The sequence below is a fragment of the Nostoc sp. NMS8 genome (assembly GCF_017115045.1).
Lineage (GTDB): Bacteria > Cyanobacteriota > Cyanobacteriia > Cyanobacteriales > Nostocaceae > Nostoc.
The window spans coordinates 1-23,684 of sequence record NZ_JABXKK010000040.1 but is presented as its reverse complement, the minus strand read 5'-3'; the positions used below and the strand labels follow the sequence as shown (position 1 = coordinate 23,684).

Sequence of the window (23,684 nt, the reverse complement as noted above, 5' to 3'; positions counted from 1 at the left end):
TTTCCTATCTAGTTCCCATTCTTTACACTCTCTTAGTCCCCAGTCCCAAGTCCCCAGTCCCTAACTATTTAAGTACGTATATCTCCTAAGACTCTGCTCGTATGTTTGCAGTAGTCGCTGAGATTCTGCTAGGGTGATGCGCTTTTCTTCTAATGCTTTTTCACAACGCTGGCGAATGTTTTCTACCATATCTTCGGAGTCATACTGCACATAGCTGACAACTTCGCTCATGGTGTCACCTTTGACAATGTGTTCAATCTGATAGCCTTTGGGCGTTAATTGGATGTGAACAGCGTTGGTGTCGCCAAACAGGTTGTGCAAATTGCCCATGATTTCTTGGTAAGCTCCATTCAAAAACATCCCCAGATAATATGGTTCTCCGGGCTTGTGGGTGTGCAATTCTAAAACCGATTTGACATCGCGCAGGTCAATAAAGCGGTCGATTTTACCATCACTGTCGCAGGTGAGGTCTGCCAAAATTCCCCGCCGCATTGGTTCTTCATCTAAGCGGTGGATTGGCATGATGGGAAAGAGTTGGTCGATCGCCCAGCAATCTGGTGCTGATTGAAACACTGACATATTAACGTAGTAGATGGAAGCCATGATTTTTTCTAGGTCTTCCAGTTCATCGGGTACGTATTCTTGCTGTCTAGTGATGGTAAGAATTTTCTGACAACAAGCCCAGTAGAGGCGTTCGGCCTTGGCTCGTTCTCTGAGGCGTAAAATTCCTAAGTTGAAGCGGCTAATAGCTTCTTCTTTGAATTGTGCAGCATCGTGGTACAACTCTTGGTAATTTTCTTGGTTGATGGATTGGTAGCTTTCCCAAAGATAATTAATAATTGGGGATTCTCCCTCTTGCGGAGGTTCTGGTGCGTCGAGAGGGACATCACTAGTACTGAGAACATCAAAAATCAGCACCGACTGATGGGAAGCGATCGCTCGTCCACTTTCGCTAATCAGTGTTGGTACGGCAATTTGCCGCTCGGCACAGGTATCTTTTAACTCTGCCACGATGTCGTTAGCATAGTTCTGCATGTTGTAATTTTTCGATGCGTAGAAGTTGGTTTGGGAGCCATCGTAATCTACACCCAAGCCACCACCAACATCAAGATATTTCATATCCGCCCCCAGCATGGACAATTCCACATAAATGCGGCTGGCTTCTTGGATGGCATCTTTAATCACATTGATGGCGGAGATTTGTGAGCCGATGTGGAAGTGCATCAACTGCAAAGAATCGAGCAGGTTAGCTTCTCTTAACTTGTCAACAGCCTCAATAACTTCAGGCATTGTTAAACCAAATTTAGCGCGATCGCCACTAGAGGCTCCCCAACGTCCCATACCTTGGGTACTGAGTTTAGCACGAACCCCCAAAATCGGCTTAATACCTAACTGGCGATTGGCGTCAATTACCAAATCAACCTCTTCAATCTGTTCTAAGACGATAATTGGTGTTTGCCCTAGTCTTTGGGCTAACATTGCCGTTTCGATGTATTCTCGGTCTTTATAGCCATTGCAAACGAGCAATGCCCCTGGTGTATCCAACACAGCTAGAGCAATCATTAATTCTGGCTTGGAACCAGCTTCTAAACCAAATTGATGAGGCTTGCCAAATTTCACCAAATCCTCAATCAAATGCCGCTCTTGATTGCACTTGACGGGAAACACGCCACGGTAGACACCAGGGTAGTTGTAGCGGGCGATCGCTTTGGCAAAACAAGCGTTCAAGCGCTCAATTCGGTCTTCCAAAATATCAGAAAAGCGGATCAACATAGGAAGTCCCAAGTTGCGCTGTTTCATGGCGTTGACCAATTCAAACAAGTCAAGAGATCCCCCGCGATCGCCCTTGGGTGCTACGGTAACGTGTCCAGCCGCGCTAATGGAAAAATAAGGTTGTCCCCATCCTTCAATGCGATACAAGGCTTCGCTATCTTCAATTTTCCAGGAGCGAGGTAAATCTCCTGTAATAGTAGGACTAGGTGGTAACAGTTTCTTGTGCTTATGGTTTTTCACTTCAAATTTCTGTCCATTGGCAGGTAGTACCACTTCGTCAGATGTAGCAGTTGACTCAACACCCATTTCTTCCTAACCTCTGTTTTTCACCCACGAGTTAACAATTTAGCGCATTCATCTGGCAACGTATATGCACCTAAAGGTAATTTCTGAGATAAACTCTGATTGGTCAAGAGTCATTGGTCATTAGTCATTGGTCATTGGTCATTAGTCAAATGGCACTAAGTTAAGACACAGCCCTTGGACTGACTGGTTTTGGGAGGCTCCGCCTCCAGTGGACTGAACAGAGGCTCTGCCTCTGGGAATACATTCCCAGTCTTCAGACTGGGAACGAGGTGACACAATCCTTTCGGCTTTTCTTAGTGCCATTGAGTCATTGGTCATTGATCATTAGTGGAAAACTATTGGACTCAAGACAGAGGATGAAGAACAAATGACATAGACGCGCCAGCGGCTACCCGCAGGGTAGGACAAAGGACGATTGACTAGATAAAAACTTTATTAAGTTTTAGGAGATAGCAATGGAGCGCACATTTTTAGCAATTAAGCCTGATGGAGTACAGCGGGGATTAGTGGGGGAAATTATCCGTCGCTTTGAAACCAAAGGTTTTACCCTAGTTGGTTTAAAGTTCCTGAAAGTCAGTCGGGAATTGGCTGAACAACACTATGGGGTTCACCGGGAACGTCCCTTTTTTGGTAGTTTAGTCGAATTTATCACTTCTAGCCCAGTAGTGGCGCTGGTATGGGAAGGTGATGGCGTTATTGCATCTGCCAGAAAGATTATTGGTGCGACAAACCCCTTAACAGCAGAGCCGGGAACGATTCGCGGCGATTTTGGACTGAATATTGGTCGTAACTTAATCCACGGCTCTGATGCTCCAGAAACCGCCCAACAGGAAATCGCTCTATGGTTTAAGGATGAAGAGTTGGTAAGTTGGCAGCCACACTTAACACCTTGGTTGCACGAGTAAGGGAGAGTTAGGAGTTAGGAGTTAAAAGTTAGGAGTTAAAAATTCCTAACTCCTCACTCCTAACTCCTCACTTACTTAGAAACTTCGCTCTTTTCTGGTTCTATTTGGGGTAATTCAGTGCTAACACGCTTGGAAAATCCCCAGCCTAAAATTAGGAAGATGGCAGGAATCATGATCCATTCTGGTGGAACTAGAGCATCGTTCACCACTTTCAACAACAAGCGCAAGCCAACCAAAGCTACAGTTACATAACCTGCATCTTCTAGGTTTTCGTATTCGTCTAGCCAACGGATAAACAATCCCGCCATGAATCGCAGGGCAATAATACCAATTGTTGCACCCGTCAGCACCAACCACCTTTCTTGAGAAACTGCGATCGCAGTTGTCACGCTATCCAAAGAAAATGCCAAATCTGTAAATGCAATCACGGGTATAGCTTGCAACAATGAATTAAAACGCGGCTCGTGATGACGATCGTCTTCACTTTGTTGTGAGCTAAAGTGCTGGAATACCAACCACAGCAGGTAAGCAGCACCCAATAATTCAAATTGCCAGAATTGTTGTACCCAAGTAGCAGTTAAAATCAAGGTGATTCGTAGTACGTAGGCAACGACTAAACCAAAGTTGAGGGCCTTACGCTCAAGTTCTTTGTCTTCTAGCCCTTGAGCGATCGCAGCCAAGGCGATCGCATTATCGGCAGATAAGACCGCCTCTAAAAATACCAGGATCAGCAGAACTATCGGGGCTTCAACGCTGAAATGAAAGTGGAGGTAATCAAAAATTTGGTCTAGCATTCCGGGTTTCTCAAGCAGAAAAAATTAAAATTTGACAAGAACAGAGATTTTCATATTAAAAAGCGCAATAAATTGCTACTCTAATTCACTCTAACGTGGTTGTGGTGTATTTTGAAGAGAGTTGAATGTGTGCGATCACAGTGCCCCCAGGATAACATTTGTATTATTTCATATAGTTTAAGTTTTAACATTTGACTAAATGCGATCGCAACAGACTGCTGTCAGTTTGCCATTAGGCACTGACAAATAAAAAAATATCCAATTAACTCTTGTGGGGTGGGCATCTTGCCATAGGTGTCAAGTGGAAGAAATTCAATGGTAGAACTCAACACAGTGGTGTTGAGACTAGTCATGAGTAAATCTCATAAAAAACAAGGGAATCCAGATTTTCGCCATCGAGTCACCGTACCTGCCCCATCAAACCAAGAAATAGAATCAAGGCTATTAGAGTTAATCAGTCCAGGTACATTTGCCAATCTTAAAGATGTAAAAAACAAACAGAGAAATTTGCGGCGTAAATAAGCCACACATTTTAAATGTCTGAAACCCTTGTAAACAATTAATTAAAAATTACGTTAGCGTACCACTCTGTGGAAGCAAGCTACGTGTAGCGTCTCGTAGAGAGGAACGAAGGTCATTACGAATTCCGCCTTGCGGTACTAGTCTAATTAGTTTTTCGTAAAAAGCTATGAAAAAACCTGCTAATCATTTTGCAAAGACTAGCAGGTATGGCTTATCATCAATCGGAGCGGCGGGATTCGAACCCACGACCTCCACTACCCCAAAGTGGCGCGCTACCAAGCTGCGCTACGCCCCGGTCAGAATCACTATCATATAACAAAATCCTAGGATAATCAAGAGGCAAATTTAAAAAACCTTAAGCATCCCAGTCGCTTGCAGTAAATTTGGAACAGCAGAAGCACTCCATTTACCTTCTACACATCGCCCTGTATTCAAGATGAAGCGCAGACTGTAATCATGAGAATATCCTTCTACTTCCATCCATAATAAATCGCTTTCGGCTTCACAAGCAATTTTTTCTTCTTCCATTAACTCATCTGCGAGTTGTTTCATGGTGTCTGCTAGCTGTGCTAGTAGACGGCAAAAATCATTTAACTCGGCTTCGGTTAACTCAATTGCCCAATCATCTGTACCGACTAAACCTTTAAACTCAGGTGTATCAGGGTTCCAACCAATACGCCAACCCAATCCAGTTTTAATCACGCGTTCCATAGTTTAATTTTTGAAACGCAGAGGTACGCAGGTCATTTCAGTAATTCGGCCCCTCCCCGTTGTGGTGGCTGTGGGGGTGTGGATGTAGCCGGACTGGTTGTGGTGTTGGGGTTAGAGGGTACGGTATTTTGGGAAGTGGGGTTAAATATATTAACTAACACTTGTACTAAGGCATCTCGCTGGCTGCGGGTAAGATTGGTGATCGCTTTGCGATCGCCTTCTATCGGATTTTCCCGTAGTGAATCATTCCCTGGATAGCTAGTATCATACATAATTTCATTGGCACCCAAGTAATCAGCTAAAGTCAGCTTCCAATCCAAGCGATAAATTGGGGCGCGACCTTTGGTATAAATATGATATCTAATCAGGCGATTTGCTAAGGTGTTGTTTTCGGCAACCTTCCCGTTTTCTTTGCTGATATATTTATTTTCTAGTGGGAAATCTGGCAACTGCTGATATATTTGCTGCCAAACATCGCTAGGGGTGACTCTCTGAGCGTATACTGGTTGGATACCAAGTAAATTTGTCTGTATTGATTTGCCCACCCCTAAACCTAAAACAATTACACCCACTACTATGAAGGCAAGTAGTAGTTGTGTTAGCAGATAGCTAGGGTTTAGCCAGTGCTGAATTCCGAGTTTTGAGAGGATTGATTTAGGTAGAAGTTTTTTCTTTTTCATAGAACGATATTTTAGGCGTTGCTGAGTGAAAATTTTAGAACTCAGAATTCACCACTCAGCACTTAATCTTATAGTTCGCCGATAATTTCTGGCTGAGTCAATTCATCAGACATTTCGATAATTGCCCTTAGCACCGGCTTCATGATTGCATCTTCGTTACTTTCAAAGTCTTCATAACGCCTACGTTTAGCACGATTTGCCACCTGAACCGTAATACGGTAACGATTTGAGGCTGCACTAATTAGATCCTCAGCACGGTGCATAATCTGAGATTGAGTTGTCTCGAACTTAGAACGCTTTAGCATAATCAGTGGTTCTTGGGGTCACTCTCCAGTGTAACAGTAGTAAATCAGTCTGCTGCTGTCTGTTTAATTGCCAGCAACCTCTCTGTTGATAGAAGCTAAAAGTATTTTAATCACTTATAAGTAACTTGTAGTATAAGATAACGCACCCTCATGGCTGACCTTGTGGAAACTGCGATCGCAGCAGGTAATTTCAACACCCTAATAAAGGCTGCTAAAGCTGTAAATTTCATAGAAACTTTGAAAAGCCCTGGTTCTTTCACACTCTTTGCACCAACTGACGAAGCTTTTGCTAATCTGCCAGAGGGAACTTTAGATTTGTTATTACAAGATATTCCCAAGCTCCAGAAAATTGTGGCATATCATATCGCTAGTGGAGATGTTCGATCTGATGATTTGCTAGAAATTAATGAAGCAGAGACGCTTGAGGGGTCTATTGTAGCCATTGAATCTGCCGACGGTAAATTTAAGGTGAATAACGCCAATGTCCTCAAAACAGATATTCTGACAGACAATGGCGTGATCCATATTATTGACGCGGTGTTGATACCTGCAATAGTTGCGGGAAGGTAATGTAAGCTAATCAGCATTTAAGTTGCATAATCAGGGCGGGCAAGATGCCCACCCCACAAGATATTGAGAAAATTTTAATATGCAAATTAGATGTGTTTTAGCTTATTGGGTATGGGGCATTGAGAACAGGCAGAGGGGAAAATTCTCCCTTGCTCCCTGCTCCCTGCTTCCTTGCTTCTTCCCCAATCCCCAGTCCCCAGTCCCTACTACCCAATCCCCAGAATGCACCCATGCCGTGCGGGAACAGTCAAGGACAACCGCTGAGTTTCTCCGTCACCATTCCACTCAATTTCAGCAGTGCCATATAACAGCTTGTTGGGTTGAGTACGCAAACTGGGGACATTTGCATTTGCTGTTGCCGAACTTGTGCCAGCGTTGACGGCAATTATCAATTCCTCTGTGCCCAAAGTTCGCGCAAAGATATAAAGTTGTCCTTGAGTATGGAGAACTTGATAATCACCTGTACGCAAGGCTGGGTAAGTTTGACGTAGGGCAATTAATTGACGGTGAGTATTGAAAATTTCTTGATTCCATTTACTCTCTAAAGGAAAGCCACGACGTGAGTCGGGATCTATGCCACCAGGTAAACCAACTTCATCACCATAGTAGATGCTAGGCGCACCGGGAAAGGTGAGTAGTAATAGAGTTGATAATTCTACGCTGGCTATATCGCCACCTGCAATAGTCATCAATCGGGCTGTATCGTGACTTGCAAGTAAATTAAGTTGAGTTAGCTGAATTTCCCAAGGGTAAAGTTGCAGTACTTCTTGGATTTTGGTGGCGTACTCAGCAGCAGATAAAGGTGGATAGGGTTGATAGTCACGGCTTTGGACTTGTTCTAAGACTACGCGATCGCCTGCTGCAAAGGCAATTGTCGGCCCAGCAAATAGATAGTTCATCACGCCGTCAAATTGTGTCCCATCCAACCACTGGCGGGAATCTCCCCACACTTCGCCCACAATATAAGCTTCGGGATTGATGGCTTTGACGCGATCGCGAAATTCTTGCCAAAAGCCAGGAGTTTCTATTTCAAATGGTACATCCAACCGCCAACCATCGATGCCTAATTTAATCCAATATTCGGCAATCTCCATAATGTATTCCTGCACTTCTGGATTGTCGTGGTTAAATTGTGGTAAAGCGCGATTTCCCACCCAACTCACGTAGTTAGCAGGCAAATCACCAGTGTAGGGTGCTAGAGGCCAGCCTTCAATTTTGAACCAATTTACCCAAGGCGAATGGGGGCCATTTTCTAAAACGTCGTGGAAAAAGAAAAAGCCACGGCTGGAATGGTTAAACACCCCATCCAGAACAACTTTGATATTCCGTTGATGGGCTGCATCAAGCAATTCCTTAAAAGCCTCGTTGCCTCCTAACATCGGGTCAACTTGGTAATAATCGTGGGTATGATAGCGATGATTGCTGGCGGATTGAAAAATAGGTGTGAAGTAAATTGCGTTAATTCCCAAATCCTGGATGTAGTCTAATTCCTCCAAGATGCCCCATAAATCACCACCTTTATAACCTTGAAGGGTTGGTATAGCGTCCCAGTCTTCCCAACGGGCTTCGTGTAACAACCGTTTGCGCGGCTGTTTGCTTTTGGCAAAGCGATCTGGGAAGATTTGGTAGAAAACAGCGTGTTTTACCCAGTCTGGTGTTTGAATTTGCATGAAAAACTCTTTGTACATTCAGAAGCGATCGTTGCAAATATTAGCTTCTTTATGTCTCTTACTTATGATAGAGAATCTGTAATTTGTCAGTATTCATTAGCGATTTAGACTTTATATTGCTGTTTTATACACAAATATTATCAGTAATTTGTTTCAGTTTTTAATAGTTCCACAAAACAGACTCGCCACTGATTACATTCTGACCCCTGAATTCTTATTCAAAAAAATTATCTTTTTTATTTATTACTTAATTATTCTTAATTTTATTTTATTCACTTTGTCCGTAATTATTTAGTCAGACGATGGATTAGTTTAATAGCTTGATAAAAATTACCTGTTACCCCAGAGTTGGGTAATTTTTAGATGCGGTTGCTCAAAGATGTTTCATGAACCAGAGAAAATTACTATGAGGGAGACTTCATTTAGGAATATGAGTTATAAATTAGCAATTGTCTTAGGAATAAATTCCTCTATCCTAAGCTTATTTGATGTTATCTCTGAAAAAAAATAGATAACTATAGTCGCATCAAATAATCAAGGCTAAAAAAATACATAGTCCGCATTAATGCTAGAGCGACTTATCTTGCTAAAATCACTACTTCGTTGACAGCGAATAATTTAACTTGAGGTAAAAATGAGACACGAAAAACTTTCTCCCGGACTACTGTTAGCATTTCAAGACTATCAAAATGAAGGAGATAAAGCTTTAGTTACACACAAAAAATCCCTTGGCATCATTGCCCACAAAAGCCCAGTAAAACCTACTAAAAGCGTTGTTTTTATTTATTGCGACCCTGATGCCGACTTAAGTTACTTATCACAATATAATATTGAAGTCAATCAAAACTCTGGGAGTGTGCGGACGGCTTTCTTACCGATAGAGAGTTTAGATGCCTTATCTGAAGAAGATGTGATTCAGCGGATTAAGCCATCACGCAAACTTCATTTGAGGATGGACACTGCCCTGGAAACAGTCAAACTACCAGAGTTCAAAAACCGAACCGGACTGACTGGTAAAGGAGTAATCATCGGCATTATAGACAGTGGTATCGATCCGAAACACCCCGCCTTTGCTGGAAGAATTTTACACATTTGGGATCAAACACTGCCAGGGCCAGGAGTCACAGAGGGCGGCTATGGCGCTGAATTGACGGGAGCGCAACTAACAATTTCTCAGGATACTGCCGGACATGGTACTCATGTTGCTGGCATTGCCGCCGGTGCTGATACTAACTATAGCGGTGTCGCACCAGAAGCGGAATTAGTTATCGTCAGATCCGATTTACAGGATGCCCACATTGCTGATGGTGTGCGTTACATTTTCCGAGTTGCCAGAGAGTTGGGACGCCCAGCAGTGGTAAATCTCAGCTTGGGTGGACACGCTGATGCCCATGATGGTAGCGACTCCTTATCAAAGGTAATTGATGCCAAAACTGGCCCCGGAAGAATTGTTTGCTGTGCTGCGGGTAACGAAGGAAATGATAACATTCATGGACAAGCGATCATACCCAGTGGAGGCACTCGTGGTATGCGCTTTAAAGTTCCTTTAAATCAAGTAGGCATAGTTTGGTTAAACGCCTGGTATTCCAAAGACAGCGAATTGGAAGTGTCTGTGCGGAGTCCTAACGGTTTTGTCACGCCCTTCCAAAAAATAATTACTGATGGTAATGCCGCCCAAGATTACCAGTTACCAGATGCACGGGTACAATTAGCGACACCAGCACCAGATAAAGCCAACGGCGACCATAATTTCTTTGTGCAAATACGTGGTATTGACCCCTCGCCAGTAATGGGAGGTGTTTGGCAGTTGCGAGTCCGCAACACTTCTTCAACTGACACACGTTTAGATGTGTGGACATTAGATGACACTTCGTCAGTGTTTTTTACAGGTAAAAGTGTAAAGGATGCGTTAAAAATTGGTTCACCTGGAGCAGCTAGCAGTGCAATTACAGTTGCCGCCTATACTACTAAAACCAAGTACACAGATATTGATAACCAAGTGCGAGAAATGGGCTTAGAACTGAATACTATTTCGGAATTCAGTAGTGAAGGGCCTCTACGCAATGATGGACAGAAGCCTGATGTAGCAGCACCCGGAGCAATGATTATTTCCACCCTTTCCGCCGATGCCAGCTTTGACCGCTCATCGATGATTAATTCTAAGTTTGTGGTGCAGGCTGGTACAAGTATGGCGACACCCTTCGTTAGTGGGTTAGTGGCGCTGCTGTTGCAGCGAAATCCTGAACTCGATCCGGCTGCTGTGAAAGACTACCTACGTAAAAATAGTGCAATTCCCGAAAAAGATGCAGGCACATTTGATGAAAAATGGGGTTATGGAGTGATTAATGCAGCTAATCTGTAATTAGATTGAGAAAAGTGGATATTATTTCTGTACAAAGGTAGGCAATAATAACCGATAAATTTGATAAGTTAGGGTAGGCAAAAATTATCTACCCTAAGTTACTAAGGAGTTGCTGATGAATTATCAGAAACTAGATGCCGCTCTTGCTACAGCCCTGAATGACATTCAAGATTCAGAAGAAACTAATTTGGCAGTTTTCATCCATACTGAACTAGTTTTAGACTCGGCTGCAACTGCTGTTTTAGAAAGTTTAGGTGTCAGTGATGTTAGCAGTGGCAAAGATATTTTCACGGCAACACTGTCAGCCAATGCCATTTCCCAGTTATCAGAGCAACCTTGGGTGAAGTTTTTGAAGCGATCGCACCAATTGCGTTTGGTTAATAAGAGAATCAATATAGGCAAGTTGGGCGTTTAATGCGTAAATAAGAGCGATCGCATTTCTCAACCAATAATCTCTGTTCTCCAAAGCCGAAGAATCCATATTAATATTTTTTAACATTTTCTATATAATCGTCTTGATACAAGGCGGCTATTAGCGTTTTATTATATGAGATATTTCTAGGTAATAAAAAAGACTTACACTTAGCAGTAGTAGTTTTCCTCGCACTATTGGTAGGTGTAATTATTATACCGCAAGCGTTTCATTGATTTGGAATTGGTGGTTTATTTGCGCTGTGCTGTAATAGTAGTCTGTCACACAGATTATGACAGGTTACAGATCCCCGACTTCTTCAAGAAGTCGGGGATCTGAAGGCCCTCGACTAGGAAATACCAAAGTTCAGCACTCAGTAGTTTAACAATCAACATCAGAGGTTTTATCTGTGAAACGTCTAATTCAATTTCCGTTAGAAGACGGTAGCTACATCTTAGTAGAAGTAGATAAACCAGAGTTGGAAGATAGCATAGGACGAATTGGCCGCCAAGAGGATCTTTTGCAGAAGGCAGAACAAACCTTTGAGACAGCTTTGGAAGGAATCAAACCCATAGCCAATACTATCGTTAATAAACTTCGTACTTTAAATCAGCCAGCCGATGAAGTAGAAGTAAAGTTTGGTATCAAAATGAGCGCTGAAGCTGGGGCGATTATTGCCAGTGCTAGTATTGAAGGAAACTACGAAATCACCCTTAAGTGGAAACAAAAGTCAGTATAGATGCCAACAGGACTTGAAACAGCAATTGTCCGAATTTGCAGATCTAACGGAGTAGTTGTCGGTGCTGGCTTTCTAGTATCTCCAAAGCATGTCATAACTTGTGCCCATGTGGTTGCTGATGCACTAGGAATTTCCAGAGACACTCAAAAAAGACCTACTGAAGTTGTGTATCTAGACTTTCCTCTCATCGCCTCAGAAGAAAGTTTAACTGGAAAAGTAGTTTTTTGGCGGCCAGTTCCGCCGAAAGGTTCTACCTCAGTCAAGGGTAAAGAAGACATTGCTGGATTGGAATTAAATGGTAATGTTCCAGAAGCCGCGCAACCCGTAGATTTAATAATAGAAGAAGATTTACGGGGTCATTCCTTTAGGACTTTTGGATTTCCTGCTGGACATGATGACGGCTTAGAAGCCACTGGTGTACTACGAGGACGCCAAGGAACTGGCTGGATACAGATAGAAGATATTAAAGAAACAGGAGTTCGATTAGAACCTGGCTTCAGTGGCGCACCTATTTGGGATGAACAACTAAATGGCGTAGTCGGGATGGCTGTAGCAGCTGATCAAAAGCGTCCAGAAGCCAAGGTTGCTTTTATGATCCCAACAAAATTAATAGCAACCGCTTGGACTGCACTAGCTCAATGGACTATTCCACCACTAATTCTGACCCCGGATAAACGCTTTCGATATTGGCGTAACCGTTATTGGTTATTGGTTAGTATTGCTTTACTTCTTTCTTTGGGAGTAATATTTATAATTACATATAAAAATTCAACATTGTCAGCAATAGATATCTGTAAAAATATGTCTCAACATCAGGAAACAGTCAAAAAAATTGTCATTGCTAATTTCAATAATGGTAATAAAACAAATATTTTACTTACAGAAAAGCGATTATTAACCAGAATTCAACAAGATATACAAAAGCTAGATAAAATTGAAGTCTGTTATGCTGATGAAATAGTTTCCACAAACCAAGAAGCCCAAAGGCTAGGAGAAGAGCAAAAAGCAACTCTCGTCGTTTGGGGACTTAGAGATAGCGAATCGCTGCAAATTTATTTAAAGGGAATAAAAGAAGAGATTGGATTCCTTAGTTCACTATCAGTATCTTCAAATAACGTTTCAGAAGAACATATACAAGCACAATATATTCCCGATTTGATAAGTTTAATGACTTCTTTTAATATAAGTATGAGTTATTATTTAAATCAGCAAATACCTAAAGCACGAGAAGTTCTAGCAGATGCTTTGGAAATTGCAGAATCCAGAAAGCTTGGGCAAAATAAAGCTAATGCAGAAAAGTTAGCAGAGGCTTACTTTTTTTTAGGTTCTATGTATGAAATTAGTATTGACTCCGACTGTAAAAATACTGTAGAAGCTTGTGTAAAAGCTTTAAGTGCTTATAGAAAAGGATCTGAGTATAGTCTTAAACCATATCAGACTCTTTTAAATAAAGGATTACTTCACGAGAAACTTGGCGAAACAGATGAAGCCATAAAATCTTATGAAAAAATAATCAATTCTGGTATTAAATCAGAGGCTACTATATTAGCTCGTTACCACAGAGCGATTGTATTTTTAAATAAAGGTAAAATTGAAGATGCTATCAGTGATCTAGAAACTATATGTCATAGAGAACCTGAAAATGTTGAGTACTGTCATTTTTTGGGTTTAGCTGAACTCAAGGCAGGGAAAGTGGAGAAAGCCAAAAAAACATATCAACATGTTAGTCGCTACATAGATTCAAATAAAAAAATTAAAAGTGACATTATTAATAATCTAAATGCTTTTGCTGAAAAATCAAACACTGCAACCGTGACAAAAGCAGTAAGTGAAATTATTTCTAGTTTATAAAATTTCAGCAGGGGGTATATTCGGAGTTGGTGTAGTATCAGGAGGGCAACGCTCATCAGTGCAGGAGCCATTTTCTACATAATGCAGTTCAACAAATATTTTCCCATTACGCTCAACTTTACAAGGGGTACAGGGGCGGTTACGAGATTTTAAATGTGAGAAAAAATTTGTATTTTCAGAAATATTAAATTGATTTCCTTCAATAGTAGTTTTAGGGATTAAAGGCTCCTGGTGTAGATCGCTCATAATGCTTTTCTCCTGATTTGGATATACGTTGAATTTTTATTAAGATTCATAGTATGACATAATTAATAGCTGCAAAATTAAGTCACTATCCTTGAATTTATACAGTCGTGTTTTTTTGGATAACTCTAAGTGTAGTAGGTGGCACTACCCAAAATTACGTGTTGTTAAAATTCAGATGAGATTCATGAAGTACGTAGTTTGGAATTACTTGTATTTTATCATACTCATTACTAATGTAAGTAACATAAATTTTTGATTGTTTAATCATCAGCCCCACTATCCATCACCAGTAGGATTCTCTAAAATTCATCCCAAAGAATCAGACGATCCCCCTTACCTGTGGTGGCAGACAGTCCTAAACTGAATATGAGAGTTGAAAGGCAGTCGGGAGACATTTTGTGAAAAAAGTATTATCAATCATTCTTGGTGGTGGCGCTGGTACTCGGCTTTACCCCCTAACCAAACTCCGCGCGAAACCAGCAGTACCAGTAGCGGGGAAGTACCGCCTAATCGATATCCCTGTTAGTAACTGCATAAATTCCGAAATATTCAAAATCTACGTCCTGACACAATTCAACTCAGCTTCCCTGAATCGTCATATCGCCCGTACCTACAACTTTACTGGCTTCAATGAAGGCTTTGTAGAAGTGCTAGCGGCACAACAAACACCAGAAAACCCCAACTGGTTCCAAGGTACAGCCGATGCTGTACGTCAGTATCTATGGTTAATGGAAGAATGGGATGTAGAAGAATATCTTATTCTCTCAGGCGATCACCTCTACCGCATGGATTATCGCCAGTTTATCCAACGCCATAGGGAAACGGGGGCTGATATTACTCTCTCAGTCATCCCCATCGATGAGCGCCGCGCCTCAGATTTTGGCTTGATGAAAATTGACGACTCTGGTAGAGTAATCGATTTTAGCGAAAAACCCAAAGGTGAAGCGTTACTCCAAATGCAAGTTGATACAAGCGTACTGGGATTATCAAAAGAACAAGCCCAGCAACAGCCTTACATCGCCTCAATGGGGATTTATGTCTTTAAAAAAGAGGTTTTGTTCAAGTTGTTAAGAGAAGGTGTAGAAAGGACTGATTTCGGCAAAGAAATTATTCCTGATGCCTCTAAAGATTACAACGTTCAAGCTTACCTTTTTGATGACTACTGGGAAGATATTGGAACAATTGAGGCATTTTATCATGCCAATTTAGCCCTGACTCAGCAGCCCCAGCCACCTTTTAGTTTCTACGATGAAAAAGCACCAATTTATACCCGCGCTCGTTACTTACCTCCAACTAAACTTTTAGATTGCCACATCACAGAATCAATTATCGGCGAAGGTTGTATTCTGAAAAATTGCCGCATTCAACATTCAGTATTAGGAGTGCGATCGCGGATTGAATCTGGCTGTGTCATCGAAGAATCTTTGCTCATGGGTGCAGATTTTTATCAACCTTCTGTGGAACGCCAATGCAATGTAGAAAAAGGTGACATTCCTGTAGGTATTGGTACTGACTCGATTATTCGCGGTGCCATCATCGATAAAAACGCCAGTATCGGGCACGATGTCAAGATTATCAATAAAGATAACGTGCAAGAAGCTGAACGGGAAAATCAAGGTTTCTACATCCGCAGTGGCATCGTTGTCGTGTTGAAAAATGCTGTAATTCCTGATGGAACAATCATTTAAGAGTTAGGAGTTATGAGTTAGGAGTTATGAGTTATGAATAAAACTTCCAATCACTCTTCACTCTTAACTTCTCACTCCTCACTTTTTTTGCTGATTGGTCTTCCAGGTAGCGGTAAGTCAACTTTGGCAAAACAATTACTGGCAGAATGCCCCCAAATGCCGCTGATTTCTACAGATGACATCCGGGGGCAATTGTTCGGTTCCCAAGCTGTTCAGGGGCCGTGGCTGCTGATTTGGGGCGAAATTCAGCGGCAATTTCAGCAAGCTATTTCTACCGAAAATACAGCTATTTTCGATGCCACTAATGCCCAGCGCCATCATCGTCGTGAAGTCATTGCTTTAGCCCGTGACTTTGGCTTTACCCACATTACGGGAATTTGGGTGGATACACCAGTTTGGCTCTGTTTGGCACGGAATAAAAGGCGATCGCGCCAGGTTCCTGAAGAAGTTATTTTGCGGATGCACCGTCAACTCCGGGATGCTCCCCCAAGCCTGGAAGAAGGACTAGACAACCTGATCCGCCGATCAGAAAAATCGGAGTACGGAAATTGCGATCGCTTGATGAGCGAGAACCACACTTGATTTTATATATTTTTTGTTAACTTAAAATCAGATTATTTTTGCTTGGCACTATACCAGGCAAATTAAATATCTCTCATCTTAAAAAAAAACATAACGGGAATTTCTATAGGAGGCTGGTAGATGGCTGCAACTGACTTCAAGGACTATTACGCTATTTTGGGAGTCAGTAAGACTGCCACTCCAGAGGAAATTAAACAAGCCTTTCGTAAATTAGCCCGCAAATATCATCCTGATGTCAACCCAAACAACAAACAGGCAGAAGCACGCTTCAAGGAAGTTAGTGAAGCCTACGAGGTTGTGTCAGACCCAGATAAACGCAAAAAATACGACCAATTCGGTCAATATTGGAAACAAGCTGGTGAAGGTTTCCCATCTGGGGGTGTTGGTGCCGATATGGGTAACTTTGACTTCAGCCAATACGGAAATTTTGATGAGTTCATTAATGAGTTGCTAGGACGTTTTGGTGGTGCTACGCCTCGCGGTGGGCAACAAAGTTACTCTTACCGCACTCCTACAGGCGCGCCAAGTGGTTTTGGCGGCTTTAACGATTTTGGGTTTCAAGATGCAGGTGCGGGTACTAGCCAAGATAGTGAAGCTGCAATCGCTCTAACTCTGGCTGAAGCATTTAATGGTGTACAAAAACGCTTTAGTTTAGGTAACGAAACAATAGATGTCCGCATCCCATCTGGGGCTAAAACTGGTACTCGCCTGCGCGTGCGGGGCAAAGGTCAAATCAACCCCATGACTAAGCAACGTGGGGATTTATACTTAAAAGTCGAACTTCAGCCGCACTCGTTTTTCCAAATGGAAGGTGAGAACTTGGTATGCGAAGTCGCAATCACACCAGATGAAGCTACTTTGGGAGCGTCTATTGATGTACCCACTCCCGATGGTTCAGTTAATGTCAAGCTACCAGCAGGAGTGCGTTCTGGTCAATCTCTGCGTTTACGTGGCAAAGGTTGGCCTCTAGCTAAGGGTGGACGCGGCGATCAGTTGGTGAAAGTAGCGATCGTGCCACCAAAAGAACTCAATCCACAAGAACGGGAATATTATGAAAAAATCCGCGCTATACGTACTTATAATCCCCGTAGTCATTTGAACCAAGTCAGGCTGTGAATATTTTGGATTGTAGAGACGCGTTAGCGTAGCTGCATAAATGTGTAACTTCGCGTCTCTAAATTCATTAGGTATGAATTTACTGTGCCATTCTCGCTACCATAATGGACTTCAAGGCTTCTATTGCCTCCGGTGTAGCCTCGGTAGCTTGCCACGATGGACGTGCCACTAAGCGATCGCACCAAGCATTTAATTTTGGATATTCACTTAAGGAAATGCCTACACTTGGCAGCACATTTACTACAGTTCCAGCCACAACTTCAGCAAGAGTGAGGTTGTGACTAGCAAAGTAAGGCCGATCGTCTAATAAATTTTCAAAAAACTTCAGCACTGTGGCAATTTTATGCAGTGCCTTCTCGATTTTTTCTGCATCTCCTCCAGGCAAGCCTAGATACTGAGGTAGAAATGTGGTGGTTGCTGGCAAAAGTTCATTCACAGTTATCAGTTGTACCATACGTGCGATCGCTAAATCCTTGGCATCTTTAGGCAACATCGCAGGTGTAGGGTATTTTGCCTCTAAATAGTCCAGAATTGCTAAGGATTCCACTACATTAAAGCCGTCATCCACCAACACTGGAATATGATGGAAAGGGTTAATTGTCAAAAACTCCGATTTAAACTGCTCTCCATCCAGTTGTATCTCTACCAATTCAAACTCAAGTCCTTTTTCCAGCAGAGTAATCCAGACGCGGCGTGAGTTGGGAGAAATGAACGCGTGATGAAGTGTCAGCATGAGAAAACCTCACAGTTTTATAAGTAAGGCGGACAATGCCAATTTTACACCTTATAAGCTAAAGTACATCTAATTTACATATCAAATCTTTCTCAATATCTTGTAGGGTAGACAACATGAGCGCCGTAATTATGCAATTTGAATACCGATTAGCTTACTCAATTGAATTGTCCTAACAATGTCTCAACATTAGCATTGTAATCCAGAAAAGAAAATAAATGCCAGTAACGGAGTTTCCCTTCTTTATCTAATACAAACTGGGCTGGTAAAGGCGCTCCCAGTGCTTGTCCTACTTGATAGGTACGAAATACTCTACAACTAGGATCGCTCAGTAATGGCATTTGCAAGCCTAAATCTCTCACAACTATTTGACTCTGCCGTTCATCGGTACTAGTAATAATTAAAACTTCTATCCCAAGTTTTTTAAATTGTTCATAGTTCTCATTTAACTCTTTGATGTGAGGAAAACAAAAGGGACAATATTGCTTTTCGGTAAAGATGCGAGTCAAGGCAATTAACACAGGTTGCTTACCTTTATAATCAGACAATTTTACTAATCTTCCGTTAGTAATATCTGGCAGTTGAAAATCTGGTGTTCCCACTCCCAATCTGAGTTTATTGCTAGCTGGAACTGGTAAAAAATTACGGAAGAAACGCTCATTTAATAAGCCCCGAAAATCAGTTGAAGTAAGCATAATAAAATTTTAGATTTTAGATTTTTGATTGTTAAAGAGTTATTGGATACGCTTTTGAGCATTTTATCAGTAATAATTAGCGTAAGATGTATTATTTATTACATCAATATTGCTTGAATACCATTTAATGAAAAAACCATAGATATATACGGAGGTTGACATTGTTGAATGTATATCTCTGTTTATCTATGGTTTTCGTTGATTTTATTCTCAACTCCAACAATATGGATTAGAGTTTGCTAGCTAAATTTAGACAGCAGAGAAGTAGACTTTAGACTTCACTGGATCGGGATTCATTGTCTTATCACCAGGTTGCCAACCAGCTGGGCAAACTTCATCGGGGTGAGACTGAACATGCTGAATTGCTTGTAATGTTCGTAGGGTTTCATCAACGCTACGACCAAAAGCTAGATTGTTAATGGTGGCGTGCTGTATGATACCATCTTTATCGATGATGAATAGACCACGCAAGGCAATGCCTGCTGCTGGGTCAAGAACGTTGTAAGCGGCGCTAATTTCTTTCTTGATGTCGGAGACTAGAGGATAATTCAAGTCGCCAACGCCACCAGATTTACGATCTGTTTGAATCCAAGCGAGGTGAGAGAATTCACTGTCAACGGAAGCCCCAAGGACTTCAGTATTGATTTTCTTGAATTCTTCGTAGCGATCGCTAAATGCTGTAATTTCAGTAGGACAAACAAAGGTAAAGTCTAGTGGGTAGAAAAACAGGACGACATACTTACCGCGATAATCGGAAAGTTTGATTGTCTTAAATTCCTGATCTACCACAGCGGTTGCTGCGAAATCGGGAGCTTGTTGACCTACGCGGAGGCTTCCTTCGGTTCCGTAAGTAAGGGACATTAACCTAATTCTCCTTTATCGGTTTAGTAGCGTTGAAATTCGGGTCAAGTAAAACTCACCCATTCACGCTCTCACAGTTTAATTACGATCTGTTACGACTATATCATACTCATAACGATTTTGAGTAGCAAATGCCTGATTTAGATACAAGAGAATGGTTGCTTACCAATGGCTTAGGAAGTTTTGCCAGTGGTACTGTTTCTGGTGTCCGCACGCGTACTTATCATGGTTGGCTGTTTGCCGCGACAAACCCGCCTTCTGGGAGGACTCTGCTGTTTTCGCACCTAGAAGCTAGTTTGGAAGTATTAGGAAGCGTTGTGTCACTAGGGACAAATTTTTGGGGTAAAAATCAGATTGAGCGGACAGGCTATGAACTGCTACGCAATTTTGATATTAACCCAGTTCCAAAATGGACTTGGGGTCAAGATAACTGGCAGTTAACCAGAGAGTTGGTAATGCCTTATGGGTTGGTGGGGGCTGGGGAAGAAGCAGGGGAGCAGGGCGCAGGGAGCAGGGGGAAAATTCCTCTCCTCTGCCCCCCGCACCCTGCCCCTCTGCCTCTTCTCAATGCCCAATGCCCAATTCCCAATTCCCCTGCCCAATTTTGCCATCGAATTTTAATTCAGTATCGCTACGAGGGAAGTCATACAGCGATTTTACGGTTGCGACTGTTGATAGCAGAACGTGACTTTCACCACCAGCAAACTGCTAGTCAAGAATTAAAGTTCTCACAATTACTAGGGCAACAACAAGTCTGTCTACAAGCAATCGATTCTGGACATTTCGGTATACCTTGGCACTTGCGCTGGACACAAGGGAATTATCAACCAGATGCAGTTTGGTATTGGGATTATGGATTATCTGAGGAGACGAAACGGGGATTAGGGGACAAGGAAGACTTGTACAGTCCTGGTTACTTGATAGTCACACTGCAACCAGGAGATACAGTAACTCTAGAAGCACGAGTAGGTTTTCCCGACTCAGTATCAGGTATTCTCACCCCCGAAACCTTTGCAGAAGCCGTGGAGGCAGAGCAAGAAAGGCTCTCAAAGATTTTTGGGTGGAGTGGGGGACGTAGAGGGGCAGGGGAGCAGGGGAGCAGAGGGGCAGAGGAGCAGGGGAGCAGGGGAGCAGAGGAGCAGGGAAATAATTATGAATGTCCAATGCCCAATGCCCCATGCCCAATGCCCCATGCCCAATTCTCACTCAGTCAACAATTACTCAAAGCAAGCGATCAATTTATCGTCTATCGAGCCTCAATTTCAGGCCCTACGGTGATTGCTGGTTATCACTGGTTTAATGACTGGGGACGCGACACATTAATCGCCTTACCGGGGTTGGCACTAGTTCCACAACGCTTTGATCTGGCAAAAGGAGTATTGCGAACTTTTGGGCATTATTGTCGCCACGGTTTGATTCCTAATGCATTTCCTGATATTAATGGTGAACCTATTTATAACAGTATTGATGCAGCGTTATGGTGGATTGAAACTTTAGGACTTTATTTAGAAGCTACCCAAGACTGGGATTTTTTGGCAGAGCAATTTCCGATAGTACAGCAAATCTACAAAGCATTTGTCGGTGGTACACATTTCAATATCCAAGTCCATGCTACTGATGGACTAGTTAGTTGGGATACTCGTGGTGTAGCCCTCACTTGGATGGATGTGGTAATTGGATCGCTTCCCGTTACTCCCCGTCACGGGAAGCCAGTGGAAATCAATGCCTTGTGGTATTCTGCTTTATGCTGGCTGAGTCAGTGGGCAGAGCGCTTGAGCCAGCTTGAGTATGGTTCGCCGCGTCTCACGAAGCAATCACAGCGTTATGCTCAACAAGCACAACTTGTAAAAACCTCGCTGCAAAAGTTTTGGAATTCTCAGCTAGGTTATTTGTACGATACTATTGAGCCGGACGATCGCCGGAATTTTCAAATTCGTCCTAATGCTGTTTTGGCGTTGTCGCTGCACCATTGCGGGTTTTCTGAACAGCAAGGGTGTCAGATATTAGATTTGGCAACTACCAGCTTGCTTACTCCCTATGGTCTTCGCAGTCTCGATCCAGGAGATCCTGAATATAAAGGGAGATATGAGGGCAACCAAGAGCAACGCGATCGCGCTTATCATCAAGGTACTGTTTGGACTTGGCTAATTGGGCCATATATTCGGGCTTGGCAACGTTTTTATCCCCAGCAATCGCTGCCTTTTGATTGGCAACCCCTGCTAGATCACTTTCGATTTGACGCTTGTCTTGGTTCTATTTCGGAGATTTTTGATGGCGATTCACCTCACACACCCAGAGGAGCGATCGCTCAAGCTTGGTCGGTTGCCGAAGTAATCCGCCACATTAATGAGTGATGAGTAATGAGTGATGAGTGTGATATATCGCTACAAGTAGCCATCGTGAAAGAATGGCATTAATGCATGTAATCTCTATGGAGCATAGCTTAGAGCTTTTTTTAGTGCCATTCAATCTAGTGGCTAATAGAATAGCCACTAAATCAACGCTTCTAATTCTTCTAAAGCTTGAAAACTTCCTACTTGCCAACTACGTTCTACAGCAGCAGTCACGTCGCTTCTCTACGAGACGCCAAAGGCGAACGCTCCAATTCAAAATTCAAAATCTATGAGGTTGCGGTGGATAATACAGCCCACCGTAACCTTTAGACTAATAGATTGAGTTTAACAAAAGCGATCGCTCTACACTTTAAACTTCTCGGTAATCCGCTTCATCGCCTCTTCGACATTCTCCCGACTGTTAAACGCCGAAATGCGGAAGTAACCTTCACCCGCAGCACCAAAGCCAGAACCTGGTGTCCCCACAACGTTCACGGTTTGCAGCAACTTATCAAAAAATTCCCAACTGGATAAACCATTAGGTGTTTTTACCCAAACGTAAGGTGCGTTCACACCTCCATAAACTGATAATCCGGCGGCTGTGAGTTTCTCGCGGATAATTTTGGCGTTTTCTAGATAGAAACTCACCAATCCTTTGATTTGCGCTTGTCCTTCTTCGGAGTAAACCGCTTCGGCTCCTCGTTGGATGATGTAAGAAACACCGTTAAATTTGGTAGACTGGCGACGATTCCAGAGTTTCCACAATTCGACATCGGAACCATCGGCGGCTTTTGCTGTGAGTGTCTTCGGTACAACAGTTAACGCGCAACGAGTTCCTGTAAAACCTGCGTTCTTAGAGAAAGACCGAAATTCGATCGCAACTTCTCTTGCACCTTCAATTTCATAAATTGAGTGCGGAATTGACGGAGCGGTAATATAAGCTTCGTAGGCTGCATCAAAGAAAATAATCGAGTTATTAGCTTTGGCATAGTCTACCCATGCTTTGAGATACTCTTTGGTAGCAGTTGCGCCAGTGGGGTTATTGGGAAAGCAGAGATAAATTAAATCGACTTTCTTTGCGGGAATCTCGGCGGTAAAGTTGTTATCAGCTGTAATTGGTAGATAAACTAAACCCTCAAATTCGCCTTTATCGTTGGCATCTCCAGTATTTCCCACCATAACGTTAGTATCTACATACACAGGGTAAACGGGGTCAGTAACGGCAATTATATTGTCATGACCAAAGATTTCTAGAATATTGCCTGTGTCGCACTTAGAACCATCGGAGATAAAGATTTCTGAAGCATCTATATCGGCTCCTCGTGCTTGGAAATCATGAGTAGCAATTTTCTCCCGCAACCATGCGTAGCCTTGCTCCGGGCCGTAGCCTTTGAAGGTATTGCGATCGCCCATTTCTTCCACAGCTTTAATCATCGCTGTGCGGCAAGCCTCCGGCAGAGGTTCGGTAACATCGCCAATGCCCAGCCGGATAATTTTAGCATTACTGTTTGCTTCTGCAAAGACATTCACCCGCCGAGCAATTTCTGGAAACAGATAACCCGCTTTCAGCTTCAGGTAGTTGTCGTTAATAGTTGCCATTATGTAGATTATGAAAAACGCCCTCAAATAGCTTACTGCTAATTTATGAGGGCGGGGAATGGGGAGTGGGGAAGAGGCAGGGGAGCAGGGGGCAAGGGGGAGAACATAGGTGTCAACTTAACGTGAAACCGCTCGTCCGCCGGGAATTGAAATTCTCGTCTCATAGCTAAAGTCATCTGAAGATGACTAAATATCGCCAAAAATCTCCAGTCTACTTCAGTAGACTTAAGC

23 protein-coding genes and 1 tRNA gene are annotated in these 23,684 nt (G+C 42.6%); 11 read left to right on the top strand and 13 right to left on the bottom strand.

All coding sequences use genetic code 11. The features are described 5' to 3' along the window. Window positions 1-60: 60 nt before the first annotated feature. Window positions 61-2,079 (bottom strand): biosynthetic arginine decarboxylase, encoded by a 2,019-nt coding sequence (gene speA, locus HWQ39_RS06250; RefSeq protein WP_292842692.1) that lies wholly within the window; start codon window positions 2,077-2,079, stop codon window positions 61-63. A 141-nt stretch (window positions 2,080-2,220) separates the two neighbouring features. Next, window positions 2,221-2,397 carry a hypothetical protein gene (locus HWQ39_RS06245; RefSeq protein WP_292842690.1) on the bottom strand — a complete coding sequence of 59 codons (177 nt, stop codon included), beginning with the start codon at window positions 2,395-2,397 and terminating at the stop codon, window positions 2,221-2,223. A 137-nt stretch (window positions 2,398-2,534) separates the two neighbouring features. Between HWQ39_RS06245 and ndk the strand changes: the two genes are divergently transcribed. Continuing rightward, the gene (gene ndk, locus HWQ39_RS06240; RefSeq protein WP_292842688.1) at window positions 2,535-2,984 is read left to right on the top strand and encodes a nucleoside-diphosphate kinase; all 450 of its coding nucleotides are present in this window, start codon (window positions 2,535-2,537) and stop codon (window positions 2,982-2,984) included. Between the two features lie 71 nt (window positions 2,985-3,055). Here the strand turns inward: ndk and HWQ39_RS06235 are convergent, their stop codons facing one another. After that, entirely contained in the window at window positions 3,056-3,778 is a 723-nt protein-coding gene (locus HWQ39_RS06235; protein WP_292842686.1) for a TerC family protein, read from the bottom strand. Between the two features lie 315 nt (window positions 3,779-4,093). Between HWQ39_RS06235 and HWQ39_RS06230 the strand changes: the two genes are divergently transcribed. After that, window positions 4,094-4,300 (top strand): hypothetical protein, encoded by a 207-nt coding sequence (locus HWQ39_RS06230; protein WP_292842684.1) that lies wholly within the window; start codon window positions 4,094-4,096, stop codon window positions 4,298-4,300. 221 nt (window positions 4,301-4,521) lie between these two features. Here HWQ39_RS06230 and HWQ39_RS06225 read toward each other — a convergent pair. The 4 genes from HWQ39_RS06225 to HWQ39_RS06210 all read right to left on the bottom strand — a co-directional run bounded on the left by HWQ39_RS06225 (window position 4,522) and on the right by HWQ39_RS06210 (window position 5,996). After that, a tRNA-Pro gene (locus HWQ39_RS06225) sits at window positions 4,522-4,595 on the bottom strand. Between the two features lie 50 nt (window positions 4,596-4,645). Next, window positions 4,646-5,011 (bottom strand): DUF1818 family protein, encoded by a 366-nt coding sequence (locus tag HWQ39_RS06220; protein WP_292842682.1) that lies wholly within the window; start codon window positions 5,009-5,011, stop codon window positions 4,646-4,648. A gap of 32 nt (window positions 5,012-5,043) precedes the next feature. Further along, window positions 5,044-5,691 carry a hypothetical protein gene (locus tag HWQ39_RS06215; RefSeq protein WP_292842680.1) on the bottom strand — a complete coding sequence of 216 codons (648 nt, stop codon included), beginning with the start codon at window positions 5,689-5,691 and terminating at the stop codon, window positions 5,044-5,046. Between the two features lie 68 nt (window positions 5,692-5,759). Further along, a complete protein-coding gene (locus HWQ39_RS06210; protein WP_179064685.1) occupies window positions 5,760-5,996 on the bottom strand; it encodes a DNA-directed RNA polymerase subunit omega in 237 nt (78 codons plus the stop codon). 150 nt (window positions 5,997-6,146) lie between these two features. Between HWQ39_RS06210 and HWQ39_RS06205 the strand changes: the two genes are divergently transcribed. Continuing rightward, window positions 6,147-6,566: a fasciclin domain-containing protein gene (locus tag HWQ39_RS06205; RefSeq protein WP_292842676.1), complete on the top strand. Its 420-nt coding sequence runs from the start codon at window positions 6,147-6,149 to the stop codon at window positions 6,564-6,566. Between the two features lie 206 nt (window positions 6,567-6,772). On the opposite strand, the gene HWQ39_RS06200 is transcribed toward HWQ39_RS06205, so the two are convergent. Next, complete coding sequence (locus HWQ39_RS06200; protein ID WP_292842674.1) at window positions 6,773-8,236, bottom strand: glycoside hydrolase family 13 protein; 1,464 nt, start codon at window positions 8,234-8,236, stop codon at window positions 6,773-6,775. A 634-nt stretch (window positions 8,237-8,870) separates the two neighbouring features. Between HWQ39_RS06200 and HWQ39_RS06195 the strand changes: the two genes are divergently transcribed. The 4 genes from HWQ39_RS06195 (at window position 8,871) to HWQ39_RS06180 (ending at window position 13,600) form a co-directional block, all read left to right on the top strand. Next, window positions 8,871-10,598: a S8 family peptidase gene (locus HWQ39_RS06195; RefSeq protein WP_292842672.1), complete on the top strand. Its 1,728-nt coding sequence runs from the start codon at window positions 8,871-8,873 to the stop codon at window positions 10,596-10,598. Between the two features lie 115 nt (window positions 10,599-10,713). Beyond that, window positions 10,714-11,013: a hypothetical protein gene (locus HWQ39_RS06190; RefSeq protein ID WP_292842670.1), complete on the top strand. Its 300-nt coding sequence runs from the start codon at window positions 10,714-10,716 to the stop codon at window positions 11,011-11,013. 406 nt (window positions 11,014-11,419) lie between these two features. Then, window positions 11,420-11,749: a CU044_2847 family protein gene (locus tag HWQ39_RS06185; protein ID WP_292842668.1), complete on the top strand. Its 330-nt coding sequence runs from the start codon at window positions 11,420-11,422 to the stop codon at window positions 11,747-11,749. Beyond that, window positions 11,750-13,600: a tetratricopeptide repeat-containing serine protease family protein gene (locus HWQ39_RS06180; RefSeq protein ID WP_292842666.1), complete on the top strand. Its 1,851-nt coding sequence runs from the start codon at window positions 11,750-11,752 to the stop codon at window positions 13,598-13,600. Here the strand turns inward: HWQ39_RS06180 and HWQ39_RS06175 are convergent. After that, a complete protein-coding gene (locus HWQ39_RS06175; protein WP_292842664.1) occupies window positions 13,595-13,846 on the bottom strand; it encodes a hypothetical protein in 252 nt (83 codons plus the stop codon). The two genes, HWQ39_RS06180 and HWQ39_RS06175, sit on opposite strands and share 6 nt — an antisense overlap. 398 nt (window positions 13,847-14,244) lie before the next feature. Here HWQ39_RS06175 and HWQ39_RS06170 point away from each other — a divergent pair, with 398 nt between their 5' ends. The 3 genes from HWQ39_RS06170 to HWQ39_RS06160 all read left to right on the top strand — a co-directional run bounded on the left by HWQ39_RS06170 (window position 14,245) and on the right by HWQ39_RS06160 (window position 17,232). Beyond that, window positions 14,245-15,534, top strand: a complete 1,290-nt coding sequence (locus HWQ39_RS06170) for a glucose-1-phosphate adenylyltransferase (RefSeq protein WP_292842662.1) — start codon at window positions 14,245-14,247, stop codon at window positions 15,532-15,534. Window positions 15,535-15,567: 33 nt separating this feature from the next. Continuing rightward, the gene (locus tag HWQ39_RS06165) at window positions 15,568-16,116 is read left to right on the top strand and encodes an AAA family ATPase (protein WP_292842660.1); all 549 of its coding nucleotides are present in this window, start codon (window positions 15,568-15,570) and stop codon (window positions 16,114-16,116) included. A 120-nt stretch (window positions 16,117-16,236) separates the two neighbouring features. Beyond that, the gene (locus HWQ39_RS06160) at window positions 16,237-17,232 is read left to right on the top strand and encodes a DnaJ C-terminal domain-containing protein (RefSeq protein WP_292842658.1); all 996 of its coding nucleotides are present in this window, start codon (window positions 16,237-16,239) and stop codon (window positions 17,230-17,232) included. A 79-nt stretch (window positions 17,233-17,311) separates the two neighbouring features. On the opposite strand, the gene HWQ39_RS06155 is transcribed toward HWQ39_RS06160, so the two are convergent. The 3 genes from HWQ39_RS06155 to HWQ39_RS06145 all read right to left on the bottom strand — a co-directional run bounded on the left by HWQ39_RS06155 (window position 17,312) and on the right by HWQ39_RS06145 (window position 19,521). Further along, the gene (locus HWQ39_RS06155; protein ID WP_292842656.1) at window positions 17,312-17,965 is read right to left on the bottom strand and encodes a glutathione S-transferase family protein; all 654 of its coding nucleotides are present in this window, start codon (window positions 17,963-17,965) and stop codon (window positions 17,312-17,314) included. Window positions 17,966-18,123: 158 nt separating this feature from the next. Further along, on the bottom strand, window positions 18,124-18,660 hold the full coding sequence (locus tag HWQ39_RS06150; RefSeq protein ID WP_292842654.1) for a peroxiredoxin: 537 nt from the start codon (window positions 18,658-18,660) through the stop codon (window positions 18,124-18,126). A 249-nt stretch (window positions 18,661-18,909) separates the two neighbouring features. Further along, on the bottom strand, window positions 18,910-19,521 hold the full coding sequence (locus HWQ39_RS06145; RefSeq protein WP_292842652.1) for a peroxiredoxin: 612 nt from the start codon (window positions 19,519-19,521) through the stop codon (window positions 18,910-18,912). Between the two features lie 131 nt (window positions 19,522-19,652). On the opposite strand from HWQ39_RS06145, the gene HWQ39_RS06140 reads away from it, so the two are divergent. Then, on the top strand, window positions 19,653-21,875 hold the full coding sequence (locus HWQ39_RS06140) for an amylo-alpha-1,6-glucosidase (protein ID WP_292842650.1): 2,223 nt from the start codon (window positions 19,653-19,655) through the stop codon (window positions 21,873-21,875). A gap of 342 nt (window positions 21,876-22,217) precedes the next feature. On the opposite strand, the gene HWQ39_RS06135 is transcribed toward HWQ39_RS06140, so the two are convergent. Beyond that, entirely contained in the window at window positions 22,218-23,453 is a 1,236-nt protein-coding gene (locus HWQ39_RS06135; protein WP_292842648.1) for an LL-diaminopimelate aminotransferase, read from the bottom strand. Window positions 23,454-23,684 lie beyond the last annotated feature (231 nt).